General features: G+C 61.5%; 17 protein-coding genes. 12 read left to right on the top strand and 5 right to left on the bottom strand.

What is annotated here, in order from left to right; translation table 11 throughout:
• Positions 1–8: 8 nt before the first annotated feature.
• Both IRZ31_RS05690 and IRZ31_RS05685 read left to right on the top strand, forming a co-directional pair.
• The gene (locus IRZ31_RS05690; protein ID WP_297150812.1) at positions 9–350 is read left to right on the top strand and encodes a hypothetical protein; all 342 of its coding nucleotides are present in this window, start codon (positions 9–11) and stop codon (positions 348–350) included.
• A gap of 210 nt (positions 351–560) precedes the next feature.
• Positions 561–1,193, top strand: a complete 633-nt coding sequence (locus tag IRZ31_RS05685; RefSeq protein ID WP_297150809.1) for a sigma-70 family RNA polymerase sigma factor — start codon at positions 561–563, stop codon at positions 1,191–1,193.
• Positions 1,194–1,254: 61 nt separating this feature from the next.
• Here IRZ31_RS05685 and IRZ31_RS05680 read toward each other — a convergent pair whose 3' ends face one another.
• Positions 1,255–2,268 carry a YafY family protein gene (locus IRZ31_RS05680; RefSeq protein ID WP_297150805.1) on the bottom strand — a complete coding sequence of 338 codons (1,014 nt, stop codon included), beginning with the start codon at positions 2,266–2,268 and terminating at the stop codon, positions 1,255–1,257.
• A gap of 324 nt (positions 2,269–2,592) precedes the next feature.
• Here IRZ31_RS05680 and IRZ31_RS05675 point away from each other — a divergent pair, with 324 nt between their 5' ends.
• The 4 genes from IRZ31_RS05675 to nagA all read left to right on the top strand — a co-directional run bounded on the left by IRZ31_RS05675 (position 2,593) and on the right by nagA (position 9,828).
• On the top strand, positions 2,593–4,521 hold the full coding sequence (locus tag IRZ31_RS05675; protein WP_297150803.1) for an ABC transporter ATP-binding protein: 1,929 nt from the start codon (positions 2,593–2,595) through the stop codon (positions 4,519–4,521).
• Positions 4,518–6,440, top strand: coding sequence for an ABC transporter ATP-binding protein (locus tag IRZ31_RS05670; RefSeq protein ID WP_297150800.1), 1,923 nt, complete (start codon positions 4,518–4,520; stop codon positions 6,438–6,440). Before IRZ31_RS05675 ends, IRZ31_RS05670 begins: the two co-directional genes overlap by 4 nt.
• 382 nt (positions 6,441–6,822) lie before the next feature.
• A complete protein-coding gene (locus IRZ31_RS05665; RefSeq protein WP_297150798.1) occupies positions 6,823–8,070 on the top strand; it encodes an FAD-dependent oxidoreductase in 1,248 nt (415 codons plus the stop codon).
• 561 nt (positions 8,071–8,631) lie between these two features.
• Positions 8,632–9,828 carry an N-acetylglucosamine-6-phosphate deacetylase gene (gene nagA, locus IRZ31_RS05660; protein WP_297150795.1) on the top strand — a complete coding sequence of 399 codons (1,197 nt, stop codon included), beginning with the start codon at positions 8,632–8,634 and terminating at the stop codon, positions 9,826–9,828.
• Between the two features lie 106 nt (positions 9,829–9,934).
• Here the strand turns inward: nagA and IRZ31_RS05655 are convergent, their stop codons facing one another.
• The 3 genes from IRZ31_RS05655 to mocA all read right to left on the bottom strand — a co-directional run bounded on the left by IRZ31_RS05655 (position 9,935) and on the right by mocA (position 12,377).
• Entirely contained in the window at positions 9,935–10,975 is a 1,041-nt protein-coding gene (locus IRZ31_RS05655; RefSeq protein WP_297150792.1) for an SIS domain-containing protein, read from the bottom strand.
• Between the two features lie 262 nt (positions 10,976–11,237).
• Entirely contained in the window at positions 11,238–11,657 is a 420-nt protein-coding gene (locus IRZ31_RS05650) for a tetratricopeptide repeat protein (RefSeq protein WP_297150789.1), read from the bottom strand.
• A 54-nt stretch (positions 11,658–11,711) separates the two neighbouring features.
• The gene (gene mocA, locus IRZ31_RS05645; protein WP_297150787.1) at positions 11,712–12,377 is read right to left on the bottom strand and encodes a molybdenum cofactor cytidylyltransferase; all 666 of its coding nucleotides are present in this window, start codon (positions 12,375–12,377) and stop codon (positions 11,712–11,714) included.
• 223 nt (positions 12,378–12,600) lie between these two features.
• Between mocA and larE the strand changes: the two genes are divergently transcribed.
• A complete protein-coding gene (gene larE, locus IRZ31_RS05640; RefSeq protein ID WP_297150784.1) occupies positions 12,601–13,512 on the top strand; it encodes an ATP-dependent sacrificial sulfur transferase LarE in 912 nt (303 codons plus the stop codon).
• Positions 13,484–14,239, top strand: a complete 756-nt coding sequence (locus IRZ31_RS05635; protein ID WP_297150781.1) for a hypothetical protein — start codon at positions 13,484–13,486, stop codon at positions 14,237–14,239. Before larE ends, IRZ31_RS05635 begins: the two co-directional genes overlap by 29 nt.
• A gap of 101 nt (positions 14,240–14,340) precedes the next feature.
• Here the strand turns inward: IRZ31_RS05635 and IRZ31_RS05630 are convergent, their stop codons facing one another.
• Positions 14,341–14,934 (bottom strand): GNAT family N-acetyltransferase, encoded by a 594-nt coding sequence (locus IRZ31_RS05630; protein ID WP_297150778.1) that lies wholly within the window; start codon positions 14,932–14,934, stop codon positions 14,341–14,343.
• Positions 14,935–15,202: 268 nt separating this feature from the next.
• On the opposite strand from IRZ31_RS05630, the gene nifS reads away from it, so the two are divergent.
• The 4 genes from nifS to IRZ31_RS05610 all read left to right on the top strand — a co-directional run bounded on the left by nifS (position 15,203) and on the right by IRZ31_RS05610 (position 22,037).
• The gene (gene nifS, locus IRZ31_RS05625) at positions 15,203–16,357 is read left to right on the top strand and encodes a cysteine desulfurase NifS (protein WP_297150775.1); all 1,155 of its coding nucleotides are present in this window, start codon (positions 15,203–15,205) and stop codon (positions 16,355–16,357) included.
• A 313-nt stretch (positions 16,358–16,670) separates the two neighbouring features.
• On the top strand, positions 16,671–17,843 hold the full coding sequence (locus IRZ31_RS05620) for an aminotransferase class I/II-fold pyridoxal phosphate-dependent enzyme (protein WP_297150772.1): 1,173 nt from the start codon (positions 16,671–16,673) through the stop codon (positions 17,841–17,843).
• Between the two features lie 1,558 nt (positions 17,844–19,401).
• On the top strand, positions 19,402–21,189 hold the full coding sequence (locus IRZ31_RS05615) for a 2-oxoacid:acceptor oxidoreductase subunit alpha (protein WP_297150769.1): 1,788 nt from the start codon (positions 19,402–19,404) through the stop codon (positions 21,187–21,189).
• Between the two features lie 2 nt (positions 21,190–21,191).
• A complete protein-coding gene (locus IRZ31_RS05610) occupies positions 21,192–22,037 on the top strand; it encodes a 2-oxoacid:ferredoxin oxidoreductase subunit beta (protein ID WP_297150767.1) in 846 nt (281 codons plus the stop codon).
• Positions 22,038–22,126: the final 89 nt, after the last annotated feature.

The raw sequence follows: 22,126 nt of genomic DNA, 5'->3' as shown, positions 1-22,126 counted from the left end.
GAGGGAACATGAACTTCTCACTCCTCAACAGGCTGGTTCAGGCGGCGAAGCGGGACGGCCTCACCCTGCAGTGGAGCCTGATCCATCTGCTCGATCGGCTTGAACGCTACGAGCAGCGGCTGGGCTATCTCCGTTACCGGGATGGAGACAGCGACGAGAGCGAAGCGCAGCAGTTGCGCCTGGACAATGAGGCTCTGGCTCTCGTGCTGCTCGCCGTCTTAAAGGCCTATCCGGCAGGGGCTGATATTGCCCTCGAAGAGCAGCGCTTGCCCGAGCTGGCCTCTCTACTCACTGAGCTGGCACCGGAGCGCCGTGATGGGCAGACGGGAGAGAAGCGCGAGCGTTGCTAGCCGTGACCAGGTCTGCAGATCGGATCGAGGGCAGCGAAGAAGGACCCGGCAGACACGAGACACAGCCTGCGTAGATAAGCTGAGCTGGCAAAGGTTAGTTTCTGCTTAGAAAAGCCTACAGCGGAGCTTATCCGCCGCTGCTGCGCTTGTCATCCCCGGCAGAAGACGCTACCCTGTTTAGCAGGAAGAACGAAAGCGAGGCAATGGTGTATGCAAATAGATCAGAAACAAGAAAGCCCCTGGCGAGGAAAGCGTGGAAGCGATGGGCATCTTGCCCAGCGTGCCCTGGAGGGAGACGAAAGCGCCTTTGAAGCGCTTGTCCAGCGCTACAGCGGTCCGCTCTTCAGCTTCATTTGCCACTTTCTAGGTGACTACGATCAAGCCTGTGATATTTTGCAGCAAGTCTTGCTCCAACTCTATCTCTCGCTGCCCGGTCTCCATTTGGGCGTTCCTCTCAAGCCCTGGCTCTTTCAAGTCGCGCGCAACCGCTGTCTTGACGAGCTGAGAAGGAAGCGAGCAGTAACCTTCTCCGAGCTGGAGAGTGGGGGAGAGGAAGGGGAAGAGCTACCTGTCGCCGTTGAAAGCATTGCGGACGGACGCCCGCTACCCGATGAGCTGGCTGAACGCCATGATCTCCAGCGACTGCTCCTAGAGGCCATACACAGCTTGCCGCCCCGTTTTCGGGCCGTTGTGCTACTGCGCTACACAGCGCAATTGAGCTTTGCTGAGATCGGGCAGGCGCTCAGCATGCCCGAGGCCACGGCCAAAACCTATTTCCAGCGCTCCAAGCCTCTCTTGCGGGCTTCCCTCGTCGGACAGGTGCGAACCGGAACCCCCTCCTGACAGGCCAGAAAGGATGCGGCCTGCCAGGCAGATGGTGGGGCCCCAGCCCAGCCCAGTCGTTCTAGAAATTCGAAGCGTCCTTCACTTCCTCACGATAGAGCGCAGCGATACGCTCTGCCGTGGTCAGCACCGCCGAACGCAGACGCGCCGGACTCAGCACCACGGCCTCGCTGCCAAGAGAGAGCACATAGGCGACAGCCTCCTGCAGCGACTCCTGTTGCACACGTACCAGCACACTGCCATCAGCCTCTTCCCGCAGCACCGTATAGTTGCCACGCAAGCGATGGCGCGCTGCTGCCTTGACACGCAAGGTTACCGTCAGCGGCTGCTCCTGTTCGGCCAGATGGCGCCGTGTCTCCTTCCAATAGGTCTGCAAATCAAAATCCGGTGGTGGCTGAATCCGCTCCTGGCGAACACGCAGATCCTGAATATAGCCAACGCGGAAAGTCTCAACCTGCTGACTCGCATGGCAGAAGGCTACCAGATACCAGACCCCGCTGCGCACCTGGCGCGAAGTCAGACCTTTATAGACCAGGCCGTAGGGGTCAACCCGTAGCCAGCGCAGAGCAGGCATCGCCTGGCGGGTCGTCCAGGGATAAAGCAGATCGAGGCGGTGCCCTGCCAGCACAGCGTGACGAATCCTTTCTAAAAACGCCCCCGTTGTCTCGTCGCCCTCCCAGGCCGTGGTATCGAACAAGATATGCTCGCGCGCTGCCTTGATATCGGCGCGGTACTCCTCCGGCAGGGCGGCCTCCAGCTTAAAGAGGGCCCGATGCAGACCATCGTCGTCGGCAAAGAGGCTATAATTGCCGGCCATATCCACACCGAGCACCAGCGAGACCGCTTCCTCGCGTGTAAAGACGGTCGCATCGAAGTGATAGTTGTCTGCAAGGTAGTAGCCGCCGCCCGGGCCGTAATCCATCGCAATGGGGACATGAGCAAGCGAAAGGGCATCGATGTCGCGATAGATGGTGCGTGCTGAGACTCCCAGAATGCTCGCCAGGCGCTGGGCCGTCATCTTCCCGCGTGTTTGCAGGAGCAGAGTAATCGCCAGCAAGCGCTCTATCTTCTGCATACTTCTAGTATGGAACGATCCTTCTGAAAAGACAAGGGATACTGCGGAACACACTGCACAATTGTGCCGCTCTACACACTATCTGCTCTTTTCTGGGCTTGAAGCGAGCGCTGAGATGGCCAGGCTTCTCCCAGGCGCAGCGAATTTCGCGGCCTGCCTCCCGATTGAGTGAAAGACTGACACCCACCTGTCAGCTATAGGCGCCTAGACTGTTCCTGGAGGAACACCCAAGTCTCCCGATAGACGGAGCAGCCCCTTGTCGGGCCTGTCCGATAGAAATCCTCGCCTGTTGCTGTCGATGCCTGCCAGAAAGGAACACTTCTCATGTCAGCGATCGTCGCCGAATCGATGCCCAAAACATTCTTTTCCATCGATATTGGGTGGTGGAGAAGCAACTGGCGCATCTGCAAGCGGATCATTGGCCTCCTGCGACCCTACTGGCTAGCCTCATTGGGGGCGGTCATCTCAATGGTCCTGGCCACTATCGCTGCCCTTGTCGTCCCCTGGTTGCTAGCCTGGGTCATCGACGTGGGCATTCGTGGGGGGCAGTTTCACAGCCTCTTGCTAGCTGCGGGTGCCATCCTGCTCATCAGTGCGCTGCGTGGCCTCTTTTCTTACGGCCAGAGCTATCTCTCGCAAGCTGTCTCCTATCATGTCGCCTATGACCTGCGCAACCAGGTCTATGATCATCTGCAGCGGCTCGACTTCTCCTTCCATGACGATGCCGAGACGGGACAGCTCATGTCGCGCCTGACCGTTGATATTGAAGGGGTGCGCAACTTCATCCCCTTGGGGTTACTGCGTGCCCTGGTCGCGATTGTCACCTTTGGCGCCGTCGCCATTATCCTGCTCCAGCTCGACATCTTTCTTGCTCTCATCACGCTCATCAGTGTGCCTCTCTTGATGCTGCTCGCCGTTCAGGTGGGCAAGCGACTGCGCCCGCTCTGGGAGAAGGTCCAGCAAGAGAACGGCGTGCTTGGCACCATTATGCAAGAGAGCCTGAGCGGCATGCGCGTCGTCAAATCCTTTGCGCGCGAGCCTTTCGAAGTCGAGAAATACGACCGACAGAATCGCAAGCTGCGCGAGCTGAATCTGGAGGCCATGCGCCTCTCGGCCTGGAATCAGCCCTTGATGGTCCTCGTTCTCAATCTGATCACGGTACTGCTCGTCTGGGTAGGGGGAGTAGCCGTAATCGGGCATCAGCTGAGTCTGGGCACGCTGGTGGCTGTGACGCAGTATGTGCTCGTGCTGGGCACGCCGACGCGCACCCTGGGCTTTATGGTGACCTGGTTCATGCGGGGCATCTCTTCTGCGGCGCGCATCTTCGAGATTCTCGACACCTCTCCCTCCATTACCGATGCTCCCGGGGCGCGTGAGCTGCGAGAGGTGCGTGGCCATGTGCGGTACGAGCATGTTTCCTTTGCCTACGCGGGCGGGCAGGAGGTGCTGCACGATATTTCGATCGAGGCCAGGCCGGGCGAGATCATTGCCATCCTCGGTGCCACCGGGGCCGGCAAGAGCACCCTGCTACACCTGCTTCCACGCTTCTATGATGTCAGTGCGGGGCGCATTACCATCGATGGCCACGACGTACGTGAAATCACTCTCGCCTCCCTGCGGCGCTCAGTAGGGCTGGTCCTACAAGACGTCTTTCTCTTCAATGCCACCCTGCGCGAAAACATTGCCTATGGCGTCGAAGAGGTCAGCGAGGAGCAGATCATAGCCGCAGCCAAAATTGCCCGCATCCATGACTTCATCTGCAGCTTGCCCAATGGCTACGATACCTGGGTAGGCGAGCGCGGTGTGACCCTCTCGGGAGGGCAGAAGCAGCGCATCGCCATCGCGCGTACTCTGCTCCTCAATCCGCGCATCCTGATCCTGGACGATTCAACCTCCAGCGTCGACATGGAGACCGAATATCTGATTCAGCAGGCTCTGGAGGCGGTCATGCGTGGACGCACGACGTTCGTCGTGGCCTCGCGCCTGCGCACCATCAAGCATGCCCATCAGATTCTCATTCTTGATCGCGGTCGCATTGTCGAACGCGGCACCCACGAAAGCCTCCTGGCGCACAACGGCCTCTATCGCCGTCTCTACGACCTGCAGCTACGTGAGCAAGAGGAATTTGAGGAGCGCTATCGCCATCAGCGCATCAGTCAGGAGCAGAGAGTGACTCAAGCTCAAGAGGAAAGGAAGTCTCAGGCCGAGGCGGAGAAGGAAGGCTGTTGTCAACAGAGAGGAGGGAAGAGATGAAGGATCAGCGGCAGAAAGCCGAGCGGCACCAGCGCAGTCGCTCTTATTTGGAGCAGCGGCGGCGCCTCCTGTGGGAAGAGAATACGCTGGCCAGCGCCGATGAAAGCGAGACGCGGCGCTTTGACTGGCGCTCCATTCGCCTCTTTGGTGTCTACCTCGCCCGCTACAAGGGCCTGACCGCCCTGAGCGTCCTGCTGATGCTCATCTACACCGCGACCAATCTCGCCAATCCCTATCTGATCGGGGTGGCTATTGACAACTTCATCACCCGCGCCGACCTGGGGGGCCTGGCCCTGATCTGTCTGCTGCTCCTGCTTGTCAACGTTGTGATGTGGCAGGCCCAATACTGGCAGATCTGGACCATGTCCTGGGCGGGGCAGCAAGTGCTCTATCTGCTCAGCTCTGACATGTTCAACCATTTGCAGCAGCTTTCACTGAGCTTTTACGATCGTACTCAGATCGGGCGCGTCATGTCCCGCTTGCAGAGCGACATTGACGTCCTGGAGAGCATGCTCAGCTCTGGGCTGCTCTCCATACTCGGCTCGCTGGTGGCTCTCGTGGGCATTATTGGAGCCATGATTGCCATGAACGCCTGGCTGGCCCTGCTCTCCTTCGCCGTACTGCCAGTCATGTTCGTCATTGCCGCCTTCTGGTCGCGTCACGCCGAGCGCTCCTTCCGGCGCACGCGAGCAGCCATCTCGCTCGTCAATGCCACGCTGCAAGAGAATATTTCAGGCATGCGCGTTATTCAGAGCCTGGCGCGCGAAGGACGCAACCGCAGCGAATTCGACGAGCTGAATGCCTACAATCGCGATACCAACCTGGAAGCGAACCGTATTTCCTCGCTTGTGCTCCCGCTAGTCGAGGTTGTAGCTGCGATCGCCATCGCCCTGGTAGTAGTCTACGGCGGCATGGAGGTCGCGCATGGCGCCCTACAGGTCGGCGTGCTCGTGGCCTTTACGCTTTACATTAACCGTTTCTTTGATCCCATTCGGGAGCTGAGCATGCAGTACACGCAGCTCCAGCGTGCTGCCGTGGCTGCCGAGCGCATTTATCAGATCCTCTCCATCCCAGTGGAGATCAAGGACAGGCCGGGAGCCTCTGAACTGCCGCCGATTCGGGGCGAGATTGAATTTCGCAACGTCACCTTTGGTTACACGCCCCGCTATACAGTGCTGCGCGGGCTGAATCTGCACATCGAGCCTGGGCAGACCGTGGCCATTGTCGGGCCGACGGGAGCTGGCAAGACGACCATCGCTGGCCTGGTCACCCGCTTCTACGATGTCCAGGAGGGGGCTGTCCTGATCGATGGCCATGATGTGCGTGACGTCACGCAGCGCTCGCTGCGCCGGCAGATCGGGGTTGTACCGCAGGACCCCTTTCTCTTTACGGGGACCATCAAGGAGAACATCCGTTACGGTCGGCTGGAGGCCAGCGATGAGGAGGTCATAGCGGCGGCGCGGGCCGTGGGCCTGCACGACCTGGTCGAACGCCTGCCCCAGGGCTACGAGACGCCGATTCGCGAGCGTGGGCGCAACCTGAGCATGGGTCAGCGACAGCTGATCTCTTTTGCGCGGGCGCTGCTGGCTGATCCGCGTATTCTGATTCTCGACGAGGCCACTGCCAATATCGATACCGTAACCGAGCTAATCGTGCAACAAGGACTCCAGCGCCTGCTGCAGGGGCGTACGGCCATTGTTATTGCTCATCGCCTCTCGACGATCAAGAACGCCGACCTGATCGTTGTGCTCCAGCAAGGCCAGGTGGTCGAGCAGGGCAGACACGAAGAATTGCTGGCCCGTAACGGGGTCTATGCCAAGCTCTATGCCATGGGCTTTCGCGAGGCTACAGGCAGCGAGACGAGTGAATCCGCCGGGCACGACGCGCCAGATCGGCTGCAGGAATGGGCTATTTCCTAAAGCGAGATAGATAGAGAAAGCAGGTGAAAGCTGTATAACGAGTAAAGAAGAGCTAAGCAGGGGGCTGTGCTGCTCATGCCGGCTTGACAGAGCGGGGTAGAGCTTCTTATCATCAATCATAGATAGGATGGTTGTCAGGTGGTAGCGTGGCCTGCCCGGGATGTGCAGGACCGCCATCGCCCAGGAGCCGCGCGGCTTTTCTCCTCCGCTAGCCGGCTACCTTGCGGGATGAGCCTGGTTGCTCCTGACGCATTGCTCCCCAGAGGGCATGCTGTAGCGTGCCGCCGTCGTTGTCTCGCTTGGGCTGCCACGCCCTTGGGAGGACGGTGATGCGCATCTCGTCACGTACTGCCGCGCTACTGCCCTTGTGAAAAGGAGCTTTATGCGAGTTGAAACGCAGACTGAAGCCGATCCTGATCGACGTACGACTCTAGTCCCACCAACCACTCCTGTTCCTCGATCTGTTGTCCCCTGGTGGGAGGATGACCTTGATCCTGTTGTCCGAGCGGAATTGCACCTTCCGGACATTGCTGATGAAGGTCCTCCCGCCCAACCGCTGGATGTTGTAGTGATTGGGGCCGGCGTTGCTGGCTTAAGCGCGGCGCTGAGCGCCCGCCGTGCGGGTGCGCGTGTCCTGGTGCTGGAGCGCAATGCGCTCATTGGATGTGGTACGAGTGGGCGCAATGCCGGCATCTTAAGCGTTGGCATTAATGCCGACCTGACGACCCTGCCTTCAGGGCATCCAGCGCTTGCCCTCTGGCCTGCCACGACCGAAGTTCTCTTCTCGCTGGTCAGGGAGGCGGCTCTCCCCGATTCGCTGCTCTCCCTGCGTCTGACTGGCTCACTGAGCCTGGCCGAGACCATCAGCGGGGCGCGCAACCTGGCGCGTGAGGTACATCTGCGGCTGCGCATGGGTTTGCGCGCGGAGCTGTGGACCCCGGCCCAGGTGGCGGAGGCTACCGGAGGCCGACTCAATGTGCGCACTGTCTATGCGGCCCTCTGGCTGCCGGATGAGGCGCGCGTGCACCCGCTGACCCTGCTGGCGCACCTGGCGCGACGCGCCCGTCGTGCTGGCGTTGAGCTGCGCGGCAACGCTCCGGTGATCAGCTATGAGGAGGTGCCCTTGCCCGGTGGGGCAAGTGGCTGGCGCCTGCATCTGGCCAACGGCTGCACACTACTGACACGGGGGTTGATCCTGGCCGTAGGCCCGGGCGCCCGCCCCAATGCGCGCCTGTATGCGCTGGCCTTCCGCGCCGAGCTGCCGCCCGATTTCCCCGTCTTTGGGGATGCCCTGCCCTACACTTACGCGGACTTCAGGCCGGGCGAGGGACGGCTCACGGTGACCGGTGGTCGCTACGGTCGCGCCGGGGTCACGCGCAATGACGCTCATTACCATTGCCGGCTCAAGGAGTTGACCTATCGCTGGCTGCCCGAACTGGCGGAGCAGGAACCGGCCTACACCTGGGCCGTGGACCTGGAGGTCACGCCGCAGATGGTCCCCGAGTTGCATCCTGTGGGGGCGGTGGCTCCTGCTCTGGCTGTCGAGGGGCTGGGTGCTCTGGGCATGCTACCCGGTATGGTGCTGGGCGAGCGCGCCGGCGAACAGGTGGCTTCCGCGGTGAGCCGCTGATGCGGCGCGGTATGCCTCTTCTCGCCTCCGTAGAGGAGTGCATTCCTCGCTGAAGCGAGGACGTCGGGCGGGCGGGCACGTGTTGTCTCTCCAACGACTGTGATGAGCCAGGCGCCTCGTCTGCCCGACGTCCAGGCCCGTCGTCTCTCTCTGGTCCCTCTGCTCTTCGTGGGCTTTTGCTCACAATGCGCCAGCCTCCGGCTTTCCTCGATCTGTTGTCCCCAGCGTCACCGTCATGCTTGACGTGCGCTCCGCACTCTCTCCAGAAGCCAGAGCAGGTGGATGGGCTTGCCAAGTTGCTCTTCTCCTGGTACTCTTGTGCCTAGAGGTACAAATGAATAGTTGTATAGATCACATAGCCACTTAGCCGCAAACTGCCGTCGGGCGATGGGGCGGTAAGTGGCATGAGCGTACAAGCGCGTACACATGCCTTTTGTTACAGGCGTGGCCGCGTTTTATATAATACTGTGGTCGCAGGTAGAAAAGTTCTCTTCTCCTGGGAATACTCCACAGTGTGAGATACCAGCTGTCAAATCACTGAACCAGTGAAGGAGTACGTATTTGGGCAGATTCACCTTTCAAGGAGCGCATCTTGTCGATGCACTGGCCGAGTTGTCTGACAGCAGTATTACTGTTGCCGATGGGCGTATTGAGCCGGCGAGCGGAGGAGAGCAGTCGGGCTTAGTCATCGAGGCTGAGGATGCCCTGGTGCTGCCGGGCTTCATTGATGTGCACACTCATGGTGGAGGTGGCTTCAATCTCAGTACGGACGACGCCAGCGAGATCTGTGCCTATGCCCGTTGGGCGCCTAGCAGCGGGACCACGGCCTTTCTTATTGGCGTCATTGGGGTGCCCTATACCTTGCCGGAAGAGCAGCTGAGGGCGGCGGTAGAGGCTATTGAGCGCTGTGAGGCCAGCCAAGAGCCGTTGGCTGAGCCGCTGGGCATCCATCTGGAGGGTCCCTATCTTAATATTGCGCGCCGGGGGGCGCACCTGCCCGAGTGGCTGCGCCAGCCCAGCGAGGCGGAGGCCGAGCACATTCTGGAACTTACCCGCGGCCATCTCCGGCTGGTGACCCTGGCGCCCGAGCTGCCCGGGGCTGAGGCCATGATCCGCCGCTTCCTGGAGGCGGGGGTCACTGTCAGCCTGGGGCACTCTGATGCTTCGTACGAGCAGGCGCGACGGGCCTTTGCTCTGGGGGTGAGCCACGTCACGCACTGCTTTAACGCCATGCGTCCCCTCCATCATCGGGAACCGGGGCCACTGGGAGCCTTGGTCGAAGCGGGACATGTACGCGGCGAGCTGATCGCCGATGGGGTGCATGTTCATCCGGCGGCCATGAAGGCGCTGGTCAAGGCCCTTGGACCTGAGCGCACCGTGGTAATTACCGATGCCCTCTGCGGCGCGGGCAGCCCGGAGCGCTCCTTTGAGTTTGGGGGGCAGCGGGCTACCGTCATCGATGGTGCGGCGCGCCTGCCGGATGGCACTATCACGGGGAGTGTGCTGACGATGGAGCAGGCCTTACGCAACGTTGTGCAGAAGCTCGGTTTCTCCTTGCGCGATGCTGCCCGCATGCTTGCTTATAATCCCGCCCTGGCTGCCGGCGTCGGCGAGCGCAAGGGCCGGCTCCAGCCTGGCTACGATGCTGACCTTCTCATTTTCGATCGGACACTCGCGCTGCAGGCGGTCCTTTGCCGGGGGCGGCTGGCCTTCGTCAGTGCGTCCTGGCGTGAGCGACTGGCTCGCCTGCTAGAATAAACGGCAAGACAAAGGATGCCCCGGACAAGCGCCGGGGCATTGCTTTGTCTTGTCAGGTGAAACAAAACAGGCGGAAAGACAGGTAGTCGGGGCTGGGAGCGCCGGCTTAGAGCGTCAGCGTGACCTTCTGGAGGCCGCGCGGCACATCTGGATTATAGCCGCGGGTCAGCGCCAGATGGAGGGCCAGCATCTGGCCAGGAAGAATCGCCGTCACTGGACTCAGCCAGTCCGGGACGCTGCTCACCAGGGGGAGAGGTGTGCGGGCCAGAGCCAGGGCCTCGGCCTCCTCCGAGATCACCAGCAGCTCTGCGCCGCGGCGCTGCAGCTCCTCGGCCAGCTCGCGCATATCGCTGTAGGTCGCATCGCGCGGCATAATCAGAATGGCCGGCAGACCGGCGTCGACCGTGGCGATGGGGCCGTGGCGGAAGTCCGCCGAAGAATAGGCATTGGCCATTACGTAGGTCAGCTCCTTGAGCTTGAGCGTCAGCTCAAAGGCCGTGGCATAGTTGAAGCCACGCCCGATCACCACACAACGATCCATATAGCGATAGCGCTCGGCCAGGCGGGCGATGTCTGTGGATTGTGCCAGCACCTGGGCGACAGCGGAGGGCAGGGCCTCTAGAGCCGCCAGATGGCTGGCCGACTCAGGACTCCAGGCGGCGGCGAAGAGGGCGAGGGCTGTCAGCTGGGCGGTGTAGGTCTTGGTGGCGGCGACGCTGCGCTCGGCTCCGGCGTGCAGGGCGACCACATGGTCGGCGGCCCGGGCCAAGGGAGAGCTGGCATCGTTGGTAATGGCCAGCGTCGGACGGCCCTGGCGGCGGCCCTCTTCAAGCACAGCGACAATATCGGGTGACTGACCTGACTGCGAAATGCCAACGACGAGGGCCCCATCCAGGCGCGGAGGCCGACCATAGAGAGTATAAAGCGAGGGCGTGGCCAGCGCGATGGTATGGCCGGCCAGGGCCGCCCAGACGTATTTCGCGTAGAGTGCGGCGTGGTCCGATGATCCCCGAGCTGCGATCAGCACATAGGTGAACGGTGGCAGGGAGGTGACAATCTCCTCTACATGGGGGCGCTCCCGTTCGAGCAGGCGGGCGAGGACCTCGGGCTGGCTGCGGATCTCTTGCTCAAGCAATGATGAGGACATGCAGACACTTCTCCGTTCGCTCGTGGTCGGGTAGCTAGCTTGCTGCGTCAGGCCGTCCCGTCTGGTCTGTCTGCAGCAGGCATAGCGGTGGCTCAGCCTCCTTGGCTGACTCGCTCAGGGCGCAGGCGGGCGCGGCTTAGCCCGGCCATCAGCCACCACGCCACTATCCTACCACGTTGTTGGCTGCTTGCCCACTGTCTTACGGCCCCATCCTCACCTGAGCGAGACCAGTCGCCTTCCACGCTCTCCCCGCTCCGCTCGCTCAGTCAGCGTCAACCTCAGCGGTGGCCTCCAGCCGTGCCTTGCGCAGACGGGCTTGCAGATAATGAGGATCGAGGCGTAGAGCTTCTTCGACGGCTGCCAGGGCCTCGGCGCGGCGTCCGAGCACCCCTAAAGCCCAGGCCTTGCCGTCCCAGGCAGGGACGTACTGTCTATCCCGACGCAGGGCTTCCTCAAAGGACTCCAAAGCCTCCTCATGGCGCGCCAGCAGGCAAAGGCAGGCTCCGCGCAGGTACCAGGCAGCGGGATCGTCGGGCGCCAGGGCTAAGGCCCGCTCGACGGCGGCGAGCGCCTCGGGATAGCGAATCGCTCCCCACAGCTCGCGCGCATAGTTCAGCCAGAAAGCCGCCTGATCGTGCGCTGAATCCTGAGACTGCGGGTGCTCGTCAAGCTCCTTAGACATCTGCTACCTCCTCGCTCACACGCGCTCCATGAGCTGGCCACGACCGCTCGTCGCTTATTGCTGAGGGTCGCTCTCGCCTGACTGAGCGCGCAGGGCCGTCTGATAGGCCTCCCATGTGTCAACATCGTGGGCAGCCAGTGCTTCCTCCACCTCGACGAGAGCTATCTCTGCGCGGTGGCGCTCAATCACGCGCCGTCCGCCCTCATCGCCGGCGACACGCTCCAACTCCGGAAAGAGATCTGAGGCGAAGAGCACAGGGTTCCCGCGTCGCCCCTCATAGCTGGGGGCCACGATCCGTCGACCAGAGCTGCGCCAGGTGGCGATCAGCCGATCGATCAGGTGAGGCGGGATGAAAGGCTGGTCGCCTAGAAAGATCAGGGCGCCAGCGGGTGGTGGCTGGTCTAAGCGAGCGGCGCGGGCCAGCAGGGCCTGGAGGCCGCAGCGCAGCGAGGTGCTCATGCCCTGAGCGTAGTCAGGATTGACGACCAGCTCGACCGCTGGATTGGTCGCGTAGTCACCCAGGGCCGCGCGCACCTCCTCAGCGCGGTGACCCAGGACGATCACCAGAGGGCGAGCCTGCGACCGCAAAATGGCCTCCACGCTGTGCTGCACCAGCGGGCGCCCGGCCAGGGGCAAGAGCAACTTATGTCGGCCCCCACCCATACGGCTAGAGGTACCCGCGGCCAGTAGAATGGCGGCGCACACTGGCTCTTCGCTCATGATAGCTTCCTCGCAGTGTCTGGTGTTCGTCTCTGGCTTGTCGGCCATGCTATAATAGCACTTGACCGCGCGCAGCCGAGATCTTCAATACAATACTGCTCTATAGTATAGCATCATCAGCTCGGCGAGGAACGCGGCTGACCCCGTCGCAATTGACAGGAGGACGGCCAGCTCCGGCGTTCCCCTCTGGGTGGGAGATCAAGAAAGGCAAGATTGCAGTTCTATGCTCACAACTCCCTCGGCGAAGGATGACTGTGTCACGGAGCTTGAGGCCGCGACACTGGAGAAATACCGGCGCCTACAGGCCATCTTGAGAGAGATGCAGTCAGTCCTGGTGGCCTACTCTGGTGGCGTCGATAGTACCCTGCTCTTGAAGGTGGCCCACGATGAACTCGGCGAGCGGGCGCTTGGAGCGTTGGCGCTCTCACCCGCCTATGCACCCGAGGAGGGCGAAGCCGCGCTACAGCTGGCGCGCGAACTGGGCATTCGTGTGCTGACCGTCGAGACCCATGAGCTTGAAGATGAGCGCTATCTGGCGAACCAGCCCAATCGCTGCTATTTTTGTAAGACGGAGCTGTTCACTCACCTGACGGCCCTGGCCCGGCAGCACGGCCTGCGCTATGTAGCCTATGGGGTCAACAAAGACGACGAGGGCGATTTCCGCCCGGGGCAGCGCGCAGCCCGCGAGTTTGGCGTGCGGGGCCCCTTGCTGGAGGCGGGGCTGCACAAAAATGAGATCAGGACCCTGGCGCGCTGGCTGGGTTTGCCTGTCTGGGATAAACCAGCGCTGGCCTGCTTTTCCTCGCGCATTCCCTACGGGACGCGCATCGACATCGAGACATTACAAAGGGTCTATCAGGCGGAGAAGCTGCTGCGCGAGCTGGGTTTGCGTCAGGTCCGTGTGCGCCATCATGGGGTCGTAGCCCGCATCGAGGTTGAGCGGCAGGACATGCCCCGCCTGATCGAAGAAGAGACGAGCCGCCGCGTCACGGAGGGCCTGCGCCGTCTCGGCTATCTCTATGTCACCCTCGATCTCCTCGGCTTTCGCAGCGGCAGCATGAACGAGGGCTTCTTCAAGAAGAAAAGGCTGGCGATGGAGAGCAGTCATGAGCAAAAGGAAGGCTCAGCAGGCTAGCGGTATTGTGAGGCGCACTGCAGGAACCGGCCAGAGCAATCCACAGGGAGGGTCGCAGGTGGGAGAGCGGAAACAGGAACTATCGATCAAGCAAGCGCGAGAGGAGCGCAGACGGCGAGCGCAGCAGCAGCGCGAACGGGCGCAGCGGCGGGCCAGGCTCCGCACCTTATTTATATCCAGCGGCGTCGTTGTCCTCTTTCTCCTGTTGCTGGGAGGGGGGGCCTACTTCCTGATTCATACCGGGTCTCAGGGCCAGCAAAGCCAGGTTCAGAGCCAGGACCATCCGATTGTCGACGCGGCCTATCCGCCGGTCGATCAGGTCTACTGTGATGCCAGCGAGCAGGTGGCGGTGCACTATCACGCCCATCTCTCGATCTACATCAACGGTCAAGCCATGCAGATCCCTGCTAACACCGGTATCGCCGGCGACTGCATCTACTGGCTCCATACCCACGACACGACCGGCGTTATCCATATTGAGGCGCCGCAGAACGCACGCTTCACCCTTGGCCAGTTCTTCGATATCTGGAAGAGCCAGTTCGCCGGACTGGGCAACGGCTTCCCCAGCCAGCTTGACCAGGCCAGCGGCTGGAGTGTCTACGTCGATGGCAAGCCCTATCAAGGCGACTTCCACAGCCTCCAGCTACAGGCTCATGAACTCATCACTCTGGCCTATAATAGCCCGCACGTGCAACCTGACACGGTCTACAACTGGGGCAGCCTCTAGTTGCGGATGGCGATCGTGCGCGGCGTTGCGTTGCGTTGAGCTTGACTGAAGGGCCTGTCCTGAAGGAGAGAGGTCGCTGCCGACCCCTCTCCACTCCTCGTTTACTGGCCAGCCTGCCACTGGTCCGCTGGCGTCAGCGCAAAGACCAGCGTATTGCGCAGCTTGCCATCGGGAGCCAGGGCCTCGTTACGCAGGCAGCCCTCAAAGACAAAGCCAAGACGGCGTGGAATGGCAGCGCTGCGCTCGTTGCGCTCGTCACAGCGGATGACGATGCGGTTGGCTCCGAGCTGCCTCAAGGCAAAGCTGGTCAGCAGTTGCGCTGCTTCCGTCATATATCCCCGACCAGTGGCCGTGGCGCGCAGCCAGTAGCCGATCTCGAAAACATGCGCCTGCCAGTCTTGGGGCCTCAGCTCGATGCCACCCACGAACCGCTCATCTGCCCGGCTCAGCACCACACAGCCATAAGACTCGCGCACCAGCCAGGCAGCGCGCTGGCGGTTGATCCAATCGCGCGTCTCCTCGATGCGCTGATGCTGATCAGCCCAGGGCAGCCAGGGGCGCAGGTGATGGCGCGATTCCTGGATGGCCTCAAAGAGCGCAGGAGCATCTTCCTCACGATACGGTCTTACAATGACGCGTTCACCCTTCAGCTCTTCAAAATCGGGCATCAGACTTAAAAGAAGCTCTTCCCCCATCGAGTTATTCCTTTCTATTATGCTGTAATAAGTATAAAAACTATGTTTTGACCTGCTACAGTTATGAAAATGAAAAGAGAGGCTCCTGAAGCGCAGCGAGACAGGAAGCGGAGCTCATTCTATGATACAATGAAGGCAGCCGTCAAACAAGCGCTCTTTCGTCGCAGGGAGCGAGCGACTGGAGAACACCTGTTAACTTTCAATATCTGAACAGCAGCAGAAGAAGAAGTTCGGGGATAGCCGTAATTTCAAAGTTAAGAGCGTAACCATGCCAGAGCGACTCATCTATCTTGACCATGCGGCCACGACCGCCCTTGATCCGCGGGTGCTGGAGGCCATGCTGCCCTATCTCACCAGCGACTATGGCAATGCCAGCAGTATCTACACCCTGGGGCGGCGGGCCATGCAAGCCATTGACAGGGCGCGTGAAGAGATCGCTGCCATTCTCAACTGCCGGCCCACCGAAATCGTGTTTACCGGCTGTGGCTCCGAGAGCGACAATCTGGCCATCAAGGGTGTGGCCCTGGCCGCGCGCAACAAAGGTCAGCACATCATCACCTCGTCCATCGAGCATCATGCCGTCCTGCACACCTGTCACTATCTGGAGCGTTTCGGCTTCAACGTCACCTATCTACCAGTTGACGAACACGGACTGATTGACCCCGAGGCGGTTGAGCGAGCCATCACCGCTGAGACCGTCCTCGTCTCCATCATGTACGCCAACAACGAAATCGGGACCATCGAGCCGGTTGAAGAGATTGGGCGCATCTGTCGGCAGCGTAAAGTTCCCTTCCACATTGATGCCGTTCAGGCGGGCGGGGCCTTACCACTCGACGTCAAGGCGCTCAATGCCGACCTGCTCTCGCTCTCGGCTCACAAATTCTATGGGCCGAAGGGCGTTGGCATTCTCTACGTGCGCCAGGGCGTCCGACTCCTGCCGCAGCTGCAAGGAGGCTCACAGGAGCGCGGGCGGCGAGCTGGGACCGAAAACGTGGCCGGCATCGTAGGAGCAGCGACAGCTTTGCGCCTGGCCTACGAGGAGCTGGAGCAGGTCCAGCCGCGGCTGCGAACCATGCGCGATCGCCTGATCGAGGGCATCCTGAGCCGCATCCCACGCAGTCGCCTGACCGGCCATCCGACGCAGCGCCTGGCCAACAACGCCAGCTTCTGCTTCGAAGGAGTCGAAGGTGAATCGATCCTGCTCAACCTTGACCTGCTCAACATTGCCGCCTCGACCGGCTCGGCCTGCACCTCTGGCTCGGTTGAACCCTCGCATGTCCTCGTCGCGCTTGGCCTGCCGCCCGAGTGGGCGCGCGGTAGCCTGCGCCTGACCCTTGGCAAAGACAACAGCGAAGAAGACATCGACACCGTCCTCACCGTCCTGCCGGGCATCGTTGAGAAGCTGCGCAGTCTGGCCACCTGAGTGCGGGCGGGCCTGGCTGCGCGGCCAGCGGCGGACGCGGGCAGAGCGCAAGAGTCGCGCGCTGGTGGCAGGAGCGGATCAGCAGCGAGTGCCCCCCTGACCATCTGGGGTAGGAGCTGAGGCGAGGCGTTGTCTCCTCGGCCCGTTTGTGCTACAGTGGAAACAGCAGAGGCAACGGGATGCTGAACAAGGAAGGCACCTGCGGGATCATCCGCCTGGCAGATGATCCTGGCAGAGAAAGGACGGGCAACCGCGGGCGTTGCTTGCCGCTCCTGGCCTCCATGTGTGCACAAGAAGGGATAGGCAGCTGATTATGGATACACTCAAACGCGAAGCGCTCTCACAGCGAGTGCGGGCCGTCAAACCCTCCGGCATTCGCAAATTCTTCGACATCATCAACAGCATGCCAGACGTCATCTCGCTTGGAGTAGGCGAGCCTGATTTTGTGACGCCGGAGCATATTCGCCAGGCGGGCATCGAAGCCCTCAGACGTGGAGAGACGCACTACACGTCGAACTATGGAATTCTCGAATTGCGCGAAGAGATCGCTGCAATGTTGCAGCGTCGCTACGGCCTGCAGTATGATCCGCAGAAAGAGATCCTGGTCACCGTTGGCGTCAGCGAAGGGGTCGATCTGGCGATGCGCGCGTTAGTTGATCCGGGCGATGAAGTGATCTCGCTTGACCCCGGCTACGTTGCCTACGAGGCTGATATTCTCTTTGCCGGCGGCGTGGTCGTACCGGTCCCGACCTATGCGCGCTACGACTTTGCTGTGCGCGCCGCGGAGATCGCGCCCCTGATCACGCCGCGCACCAAAGTGGTGCTCCTTGGCAACCCTAACAATCCGACGGGGGCTGTCATTCCGCGGGCCGAGCTGGAAGGAATCGCGCGTCTGGCCCTGGAACATGATCTTTACCTGGTGGTCGATGAAGTCTACAGTCGCCTGGTCTACGAGACTGAGCATGTCTGCATAGCGACGCTGCCGGGTATGCGCGAGCGCACCATTCTGCTCGACGGATTTTCCAAAGCCTATGCCATGACAGGCTGGCGCGTCGGCTACGTGGCGGCTCCGGCCACCCTGCTAGAGGCCATGCTGAAAGTGCATCAATACGCCATTATGTGCGCCGGCACCGTCGCCCAGGTCGCGGCTCTGGAGGCCCTGCGTCACGGCGAGGAAGACGTACGCGCTATGCATGCCGAGTACGCGCGGCGGCGGCGGATGTTTGTTGATGGACTCAACCGCATTGGCCTGCCAACCTGTGAGCCGCGAGGGGCCTTCTATGCCTTCCCCTGTGTGGCCCAGACTGGCATGAGCGATGAGGAGTTTGCCGAAAAGTTGCTGCTAGAAGAGCGCGTAGCCGTTGTGCCCGGTAGCTCATTTGGTGCCTGCGGAGCCGGTTATGTACGCTGTGCTTATTGCGCTGCTTATGAGCAGCTAGAGGAAGCCCTGCGACGTATCGAGCGCTTCCTGAAGCGTCACCAGTAGGGGGGCGGTCGCCCAGACCACGCCCCTCTTTTTCTGCATCGGGCCCGGTATCCGGGCCTGCCCTGCTGGCTTGCCTTGCCCACTCTCTCCCTGCTTCTCTCTCCGCCCCCTCGCGGCCCTGGCCCGCTTCTGGCTGTGCTTTGCCTCCTTGGCGGATCAAAAAAAGAGCCACGGCAGCTAGAACGAGGAGCGAGAGAAGAGATGAGACCTGAAACCGCGGCCAGAAAAGGGCTTATTAACAAGGGAGGCCCCTCCTCACGATCTGAACGGGGCGGGTCAGTCAAGCTGGCAGTAGAGGGAGAGAGCGGCTGGCCAACCACTGGATGACAGCCAGCTGCCGGGACTGGACAAGGAGACGAGCGAGCAAGGGTGAAGGTGGGCCCACCTGGATTCGAACCAGGGACCAACCGGGTGAAGCCGACGACTCCCCAGCCTCTGCCTGGCCTGGAAGCGATCAGGCGAGCAAGCGCTGATTGCCGGAAGGCCAGGCTGCTGAGCAAGGTCATCTCTTCCCGAACCGTGCGTGCGCCTTTCGACGCACACGGCTCTCCAGGCGCTGTCGAGCCGGAGGGCAGGAAGCAGCGCCCTGTGCCCCTTCCCCGTGTATCGGGCGTTACCCCGATCGTTTGAGTACTATGGGCACTCCGTCACCAGAGGACACGGCGATGCCAGTGGCAGAGTTGGTGCCAGAGAGGCGACCCGTCCGTATCCTGGAAGGTGATCCCGCAGTTCCCTACCTGCCTCGGTCCGTACGTAGGTGCCCTTACGATGTGCCGGGCTACCAGCCGCCAGCCCGATGGGACCATTGACGACCCTCATAACCACGGTCGTCAAATCGGGCGACGTGCGCAATCCTGCCATCGCACGGGTGGTTGAGCGGGCACATCTCGGGTTCGGAAGTTCCTCCTCACCATATACGGCCTCGCTGCACGGAGCGGGGTAAGCAGTTTCCCCCGAGCCGTACTTTTCTGGCCATGCTACTGTCCCCTAACCCTTTCGGGATCAGGTCAGACCAGGCTTTAACCACAACGGTCCCAGTGGTGCTGCACTGCGCAGCAGAGACAGGTAGAGCACAGCGGCGCACTTATGAGCCGGCTGCTCTAACCGCTGAGCTATGGGCCCTTGCGACCACTATTGTAACATACTCGGGATTCTCTGGGAAGAGGGAGAGGCCAGAAAAGTCAACAAAGCCCCGCGACATTTGGTTCAGCATGGCAATAGATCGATACATCGTACGGTCCACATTGTGCTATAATATCGGAAGTGTAGAGCACAGCACCTGGCTGGCTTCCGTTCCTGAAAAGAAAGGGGCAAGCCAGTCAACGACGAGCCTATTGGCGGATTCAGCGGTAAGCAGCAGCATCGTGAACACAGGAGCCGTGCCATCGGCGAAGCACCCTGTTTTGAGTGCAAGGCAGTCGAGCAGACGCAGACCGGAGCAAGAGCAGAGAGCGACCGCTGTTAGTCGCGAGCACTCTGTGGAATCCCGGGAGCGCTTTTTAAGGGCCGCGCCATTTCTGTGCACAGGGCGCGGTTGAATTTTTAGAGGGGGCATTCAATGGAGAATGAAGTGACGATTCGGATTGGTGGCGAGTCGGGCGAAGGGACCATCTCGGGTGGTGACATCCTGGCGCTCGCCTCCGCGCGCTGGGGGTATCATGTCTTCACCTTCCGCACCTTCCCGGCGGAGATCCTGGGCGGTCCCTGTATGTTCCAGGTGCGCATCAGCGATCGCCCTGTGAAATCGATGGGAGACTATGCGGACGTCCTGATCTGCCTCAACAAAGAGGCCTACGACCGCAATATTCGCGACCTGCGCCGGGGGGGGGTCCTGGTCTACGACCCTGGTGATTTCACGCCCGAGAGCGACGACTTCATCACCTATGCCGTGCCCTTCAACGAGCTAGCGCGCAAGGAAGTGCAGCTTTTTCAGACCAAGAACATGGTCATGCTGGGGGCCATCGCTGGCCTCTTCGGGCCGCCCCTGGAGGCCCTGCTTCAGGTAGTGGAGTCCCGCCTCTCCAAATCCCGCAAGGCCAATCCCGTCTTGATGGAGAAGAACCGCCTGGCGCTAGACATCGCCTACCGTTATGTACGTGAGAAGATCGAAAAGCGAGATCCCTACCAGCTTGGCCCTGTGGAAAAGGCCGATCGCGTGGTGCTCAATGGCAACCAGGCGGTCGTAGCGGGCGCCCTGGCAGCGGGCTGTGGCTTCTTCGCGGGCTATCCGATTACGCCGGCCAGCGATATCATGGAGGCGATGGCCAAGGAACTGCCGCAGGTAGGAGGCACCTTCTTGCAGGCGGAGGATGAGATGGCCGCCCTGGCGGCGGTTTTGGGAGCCTCCTTCGGCGGTGTGCGGGCCATGACGGCGACCTCTGGCCCGGGCTTCTCCCTGATGACTGAGCTGATCGGGCTGGCCTCGATGGCTGAGCTACCAGCGGTCATTGTCGATGCCCAGCGTGCTGGTCCCAGCACGGGTATGCCTACCAAGATGGAGCAGGCTGACCTCAGCTTTGCCCTCTACGGCGGCCACGGCGATACGCCGCGCCTGATCGTGGCGCCGGCCAATGTCGCCGACTGCTACAGCTTGATGGGTCTGGCCTTCAACCTGGCCGACCGCTACCAGATGCCAGTCATCTTTCTCACCGATCAGTCGCTGACGGCTCGCGTTGAGAGCGTCGACCGCAGCGTCTTTCAGCCCTTCACCATCGAGGGGCGCCTTGAGTATGGCAAGGTGGGCAGCAATGGCGCCAACGGCGCCAATGGGGCCAGCAGCAACGGCAGCAAGCACGAAGCGGCAACAGCCCTGGCGGCCAGCTTCGCGCGCTACGCCTATACAGCCAGCGGCGTTTCTCCCATGACGATCCCCGGACCTGGTGCCCTTCCTTACTCTGCCACCGGCCTGGAGCACAACGAGCATGGCCATCCAGACTACGAGCCGGAAGACCATACGGCCATGATGCAGAAGCGCTTTCGCAAGCTGGAGACGGCGGCCCAGGAGCTGCCACAGCCGGAGCCGTACGGGGACAGCAACGCCGAGATCGGGTTGATCGGCTGGGGGTCGACAGAGGGGGCCATTCAAGAGGCGGTTGATCGCGCACGGGCCAAGGGCTACAAGGTAGCCTCGCTGCATCTGCGCATTCTCTCGCCCCTGCCCGACCGTGCTCTTCGCAATTTCATCAGCTCCGTCAAGACGATCATCGTTCCCGAGTGCAATTACTCGGGCCAGCTGGCCAACCTGCTCGGGGCCAGGTATGGTCTGCAGCCGATTCGTGTCAATAAATTCGGGGGCATTCCCTTCACCGCGGGCGAGATCCTGCGGGCCATTGAGGAGGTTTGTTAGCCGTGGTTCAGTCAACCACTCCAACGCTCACGCTCAAGGACTACAAGAGCGAGGTCAAGCCGACCTGGTGTCCGGGTTGCGGCGATTTTGGCGTGCTCAACGCGACGCTGCGCAGCATGGCGGCCCTCAAGCTGCCAGTCGATCAGACGGTGGTTGTCTCGGGTATTGGCTGCTCCAGCCGCTTCCCCCACTTTATTCGCACCTTCGGCTTCCATAGCGTGCATGGGCGCGCCCTCCCGGTCGCTCAGGGCCTGAAGATGGCCCGTCCTGATCTGACGGTGATTGCCGTGGGGGGTGATGGCGACTTCTTCAGCATCGGCGTGGGCCACCTGGTGCACGCCGCTCTGCGCAATATCGATATTACGGCCATTGTAATGGATAACGAGACCTATGGCCTGACCAAGGGACAGACCTCGCCTACCTCACCGCATGGCCACAAGACGAAGTCGTCGCCCTATGGCCTGCTGGCCTCGCAATTCAATCCGATCGCGACCGCTCTCTCGCTGAACGTGAGCTTTGTGGCCCGCGGCTACTCCGCTCGCCCCAAAGAGCTGGCGGCCCTGATCGAGCAGGCTACTCTGCATCGGGGTTTCTCCTTTGTGCATGTGCTCAGTCCCTGCCCAACCTTCTACAATACCTTCGATGCCTGGGATGCCGCGGTAACGCCGCTGCCGGAGGATCATGACCCGAGCAACCGGCTCAAGGCCCTGGAGTATGCTCTCGACAGCGAGAAGCAGTATATCGGCCTCTTTTATCGCGAGGAGCGGCCAACAATGGAGCGCGTGACCCGTGAGGTCGTTGAGCCTCGCGAGTTCCGCATCGACGAATACATTCAGCGCTACGCCTAGTCTCGTCTCTCCCGCCTGCACCACCGGCGCCGGGGGCAAGGTGAATGGTGGTGAGCCTGCGGTCGGTTGGGCTAGCCTGGCCTGGCCTG

This window comes from Thermogemmatispora sp., from assembly GCF_019683635.1.
In the GTDB taxonomy this organism is placed as follows: Bacteria; Chloroflexota; Ktedonobacteria; order Ktedonobacterales; family Ktedonobacteraceae; genus Thermogemmatispora.
Note: the sequence above shows the minus strand (reverse complement) of the source record. Positions and strands in the feature narration are given on the sequence as shown.

Coding starts and splice junctions, on each gene's coding strand:
- IRZ31_RS05690 (WP_297150812.1), top strand. CDS start 9: ATGAACTTCTCACTCCTCAACAGGCTGGTTCAGGCGGCGAAGCGGGAC.
- IRZ31_RS05630 (WP_297150778.1), bottom strand. CDS start 14,934: ATGGGGGAAGAGCTTCTTTTAAGTCTGATGCCCGATTTTGAAGAGCTG.
- IRZ31_RS05635 (WP_297150781.1), top strand. CDS start 13,484: ATGAGCAAAAGGAAGGCTCAGCAGGCTAGCGGTATTGTGAGGCGCACT.
- IRZ31_RS05620 (WP_297150772.1), top strand. CDS start 16,671: ATGGATACACTCAAACGCGAAGCGCTCTCACAGCGAGTGCGGGCCGTC.
- IRZ31_RS05675 (WP_297150803.1), top strand. CDS start 2,593: ATGTCAGCGATCGTCGCCGAATCGATGCCCAAAACATTCTTTTCCATC.
- IRZ31_RS05615 (WP_297150769.1), top strand. CDS start 19,402: ATGGAGAATGAAGTGACGATTCGGATTGGTGGCGAGTCGGGCGAAGGG.
- nifS (WP_297150775.1), top strand. CDS start 15,203: ATGCCAGAGCGACTCATCTATCTTGACCATGCGGCCACGACCGCCCTT.
- IRZ31_RS05685 (WP_297150809.1), top strand. CDS start 561: ATGCAAATAGATCAGAAACAAGAAAGCCCCTGGCGAGGAAAGCGTGGA.
- IRZ31_RS05670 (WP_297150800.1), top strand. CDS start 4,518: ATGAAGGATCAGCGGCAGAAAGCCGAGCGGCACCAGCGCAGTCGCTCT.
- IRZ31_RS05680 (WP_297150805.1), bottom strand. CDS start 2,268: ATGCAGAAGATAGAGCGCTTGCTGGCGATTACTCTGCTCCTGCAAACA.
- IRZ31_RS05655 (WP_297150792.1), bottom strand. CDS start 10,975: ATGTCCTCATCATTGCTTGAGCAAGAGATCCGCAGCCAGCCCGAGGTC.
- larE (WP_297150784.1), top strand. CDS start 12,601: ATGCTCACAACTCCCTCGGCGAAGGATGACTGTGTCACGGAGCTTGAG.
- mocA (WP_297150787.1), bottom strand. CDS start 12,377: ATGAGCGAAGAGCCAGTGTGCGCCGCCATTCTACTGGCCGCGGGTACC.
- IRZ31_RS05650 (WP_297150789.1), bottom strand. CDS start 11,657: ATGTCTAAGGAGCTTGACGAGCACCCGCAGTCTCAGGATTCAGCGCAC.
- IRZ31_RS05665 (WP_297150798.1), top strand. CDS start 6,823: ATGCGAGTTGAAACGCAGACTGAAGCCGATCCTGATCGACGTACGACT.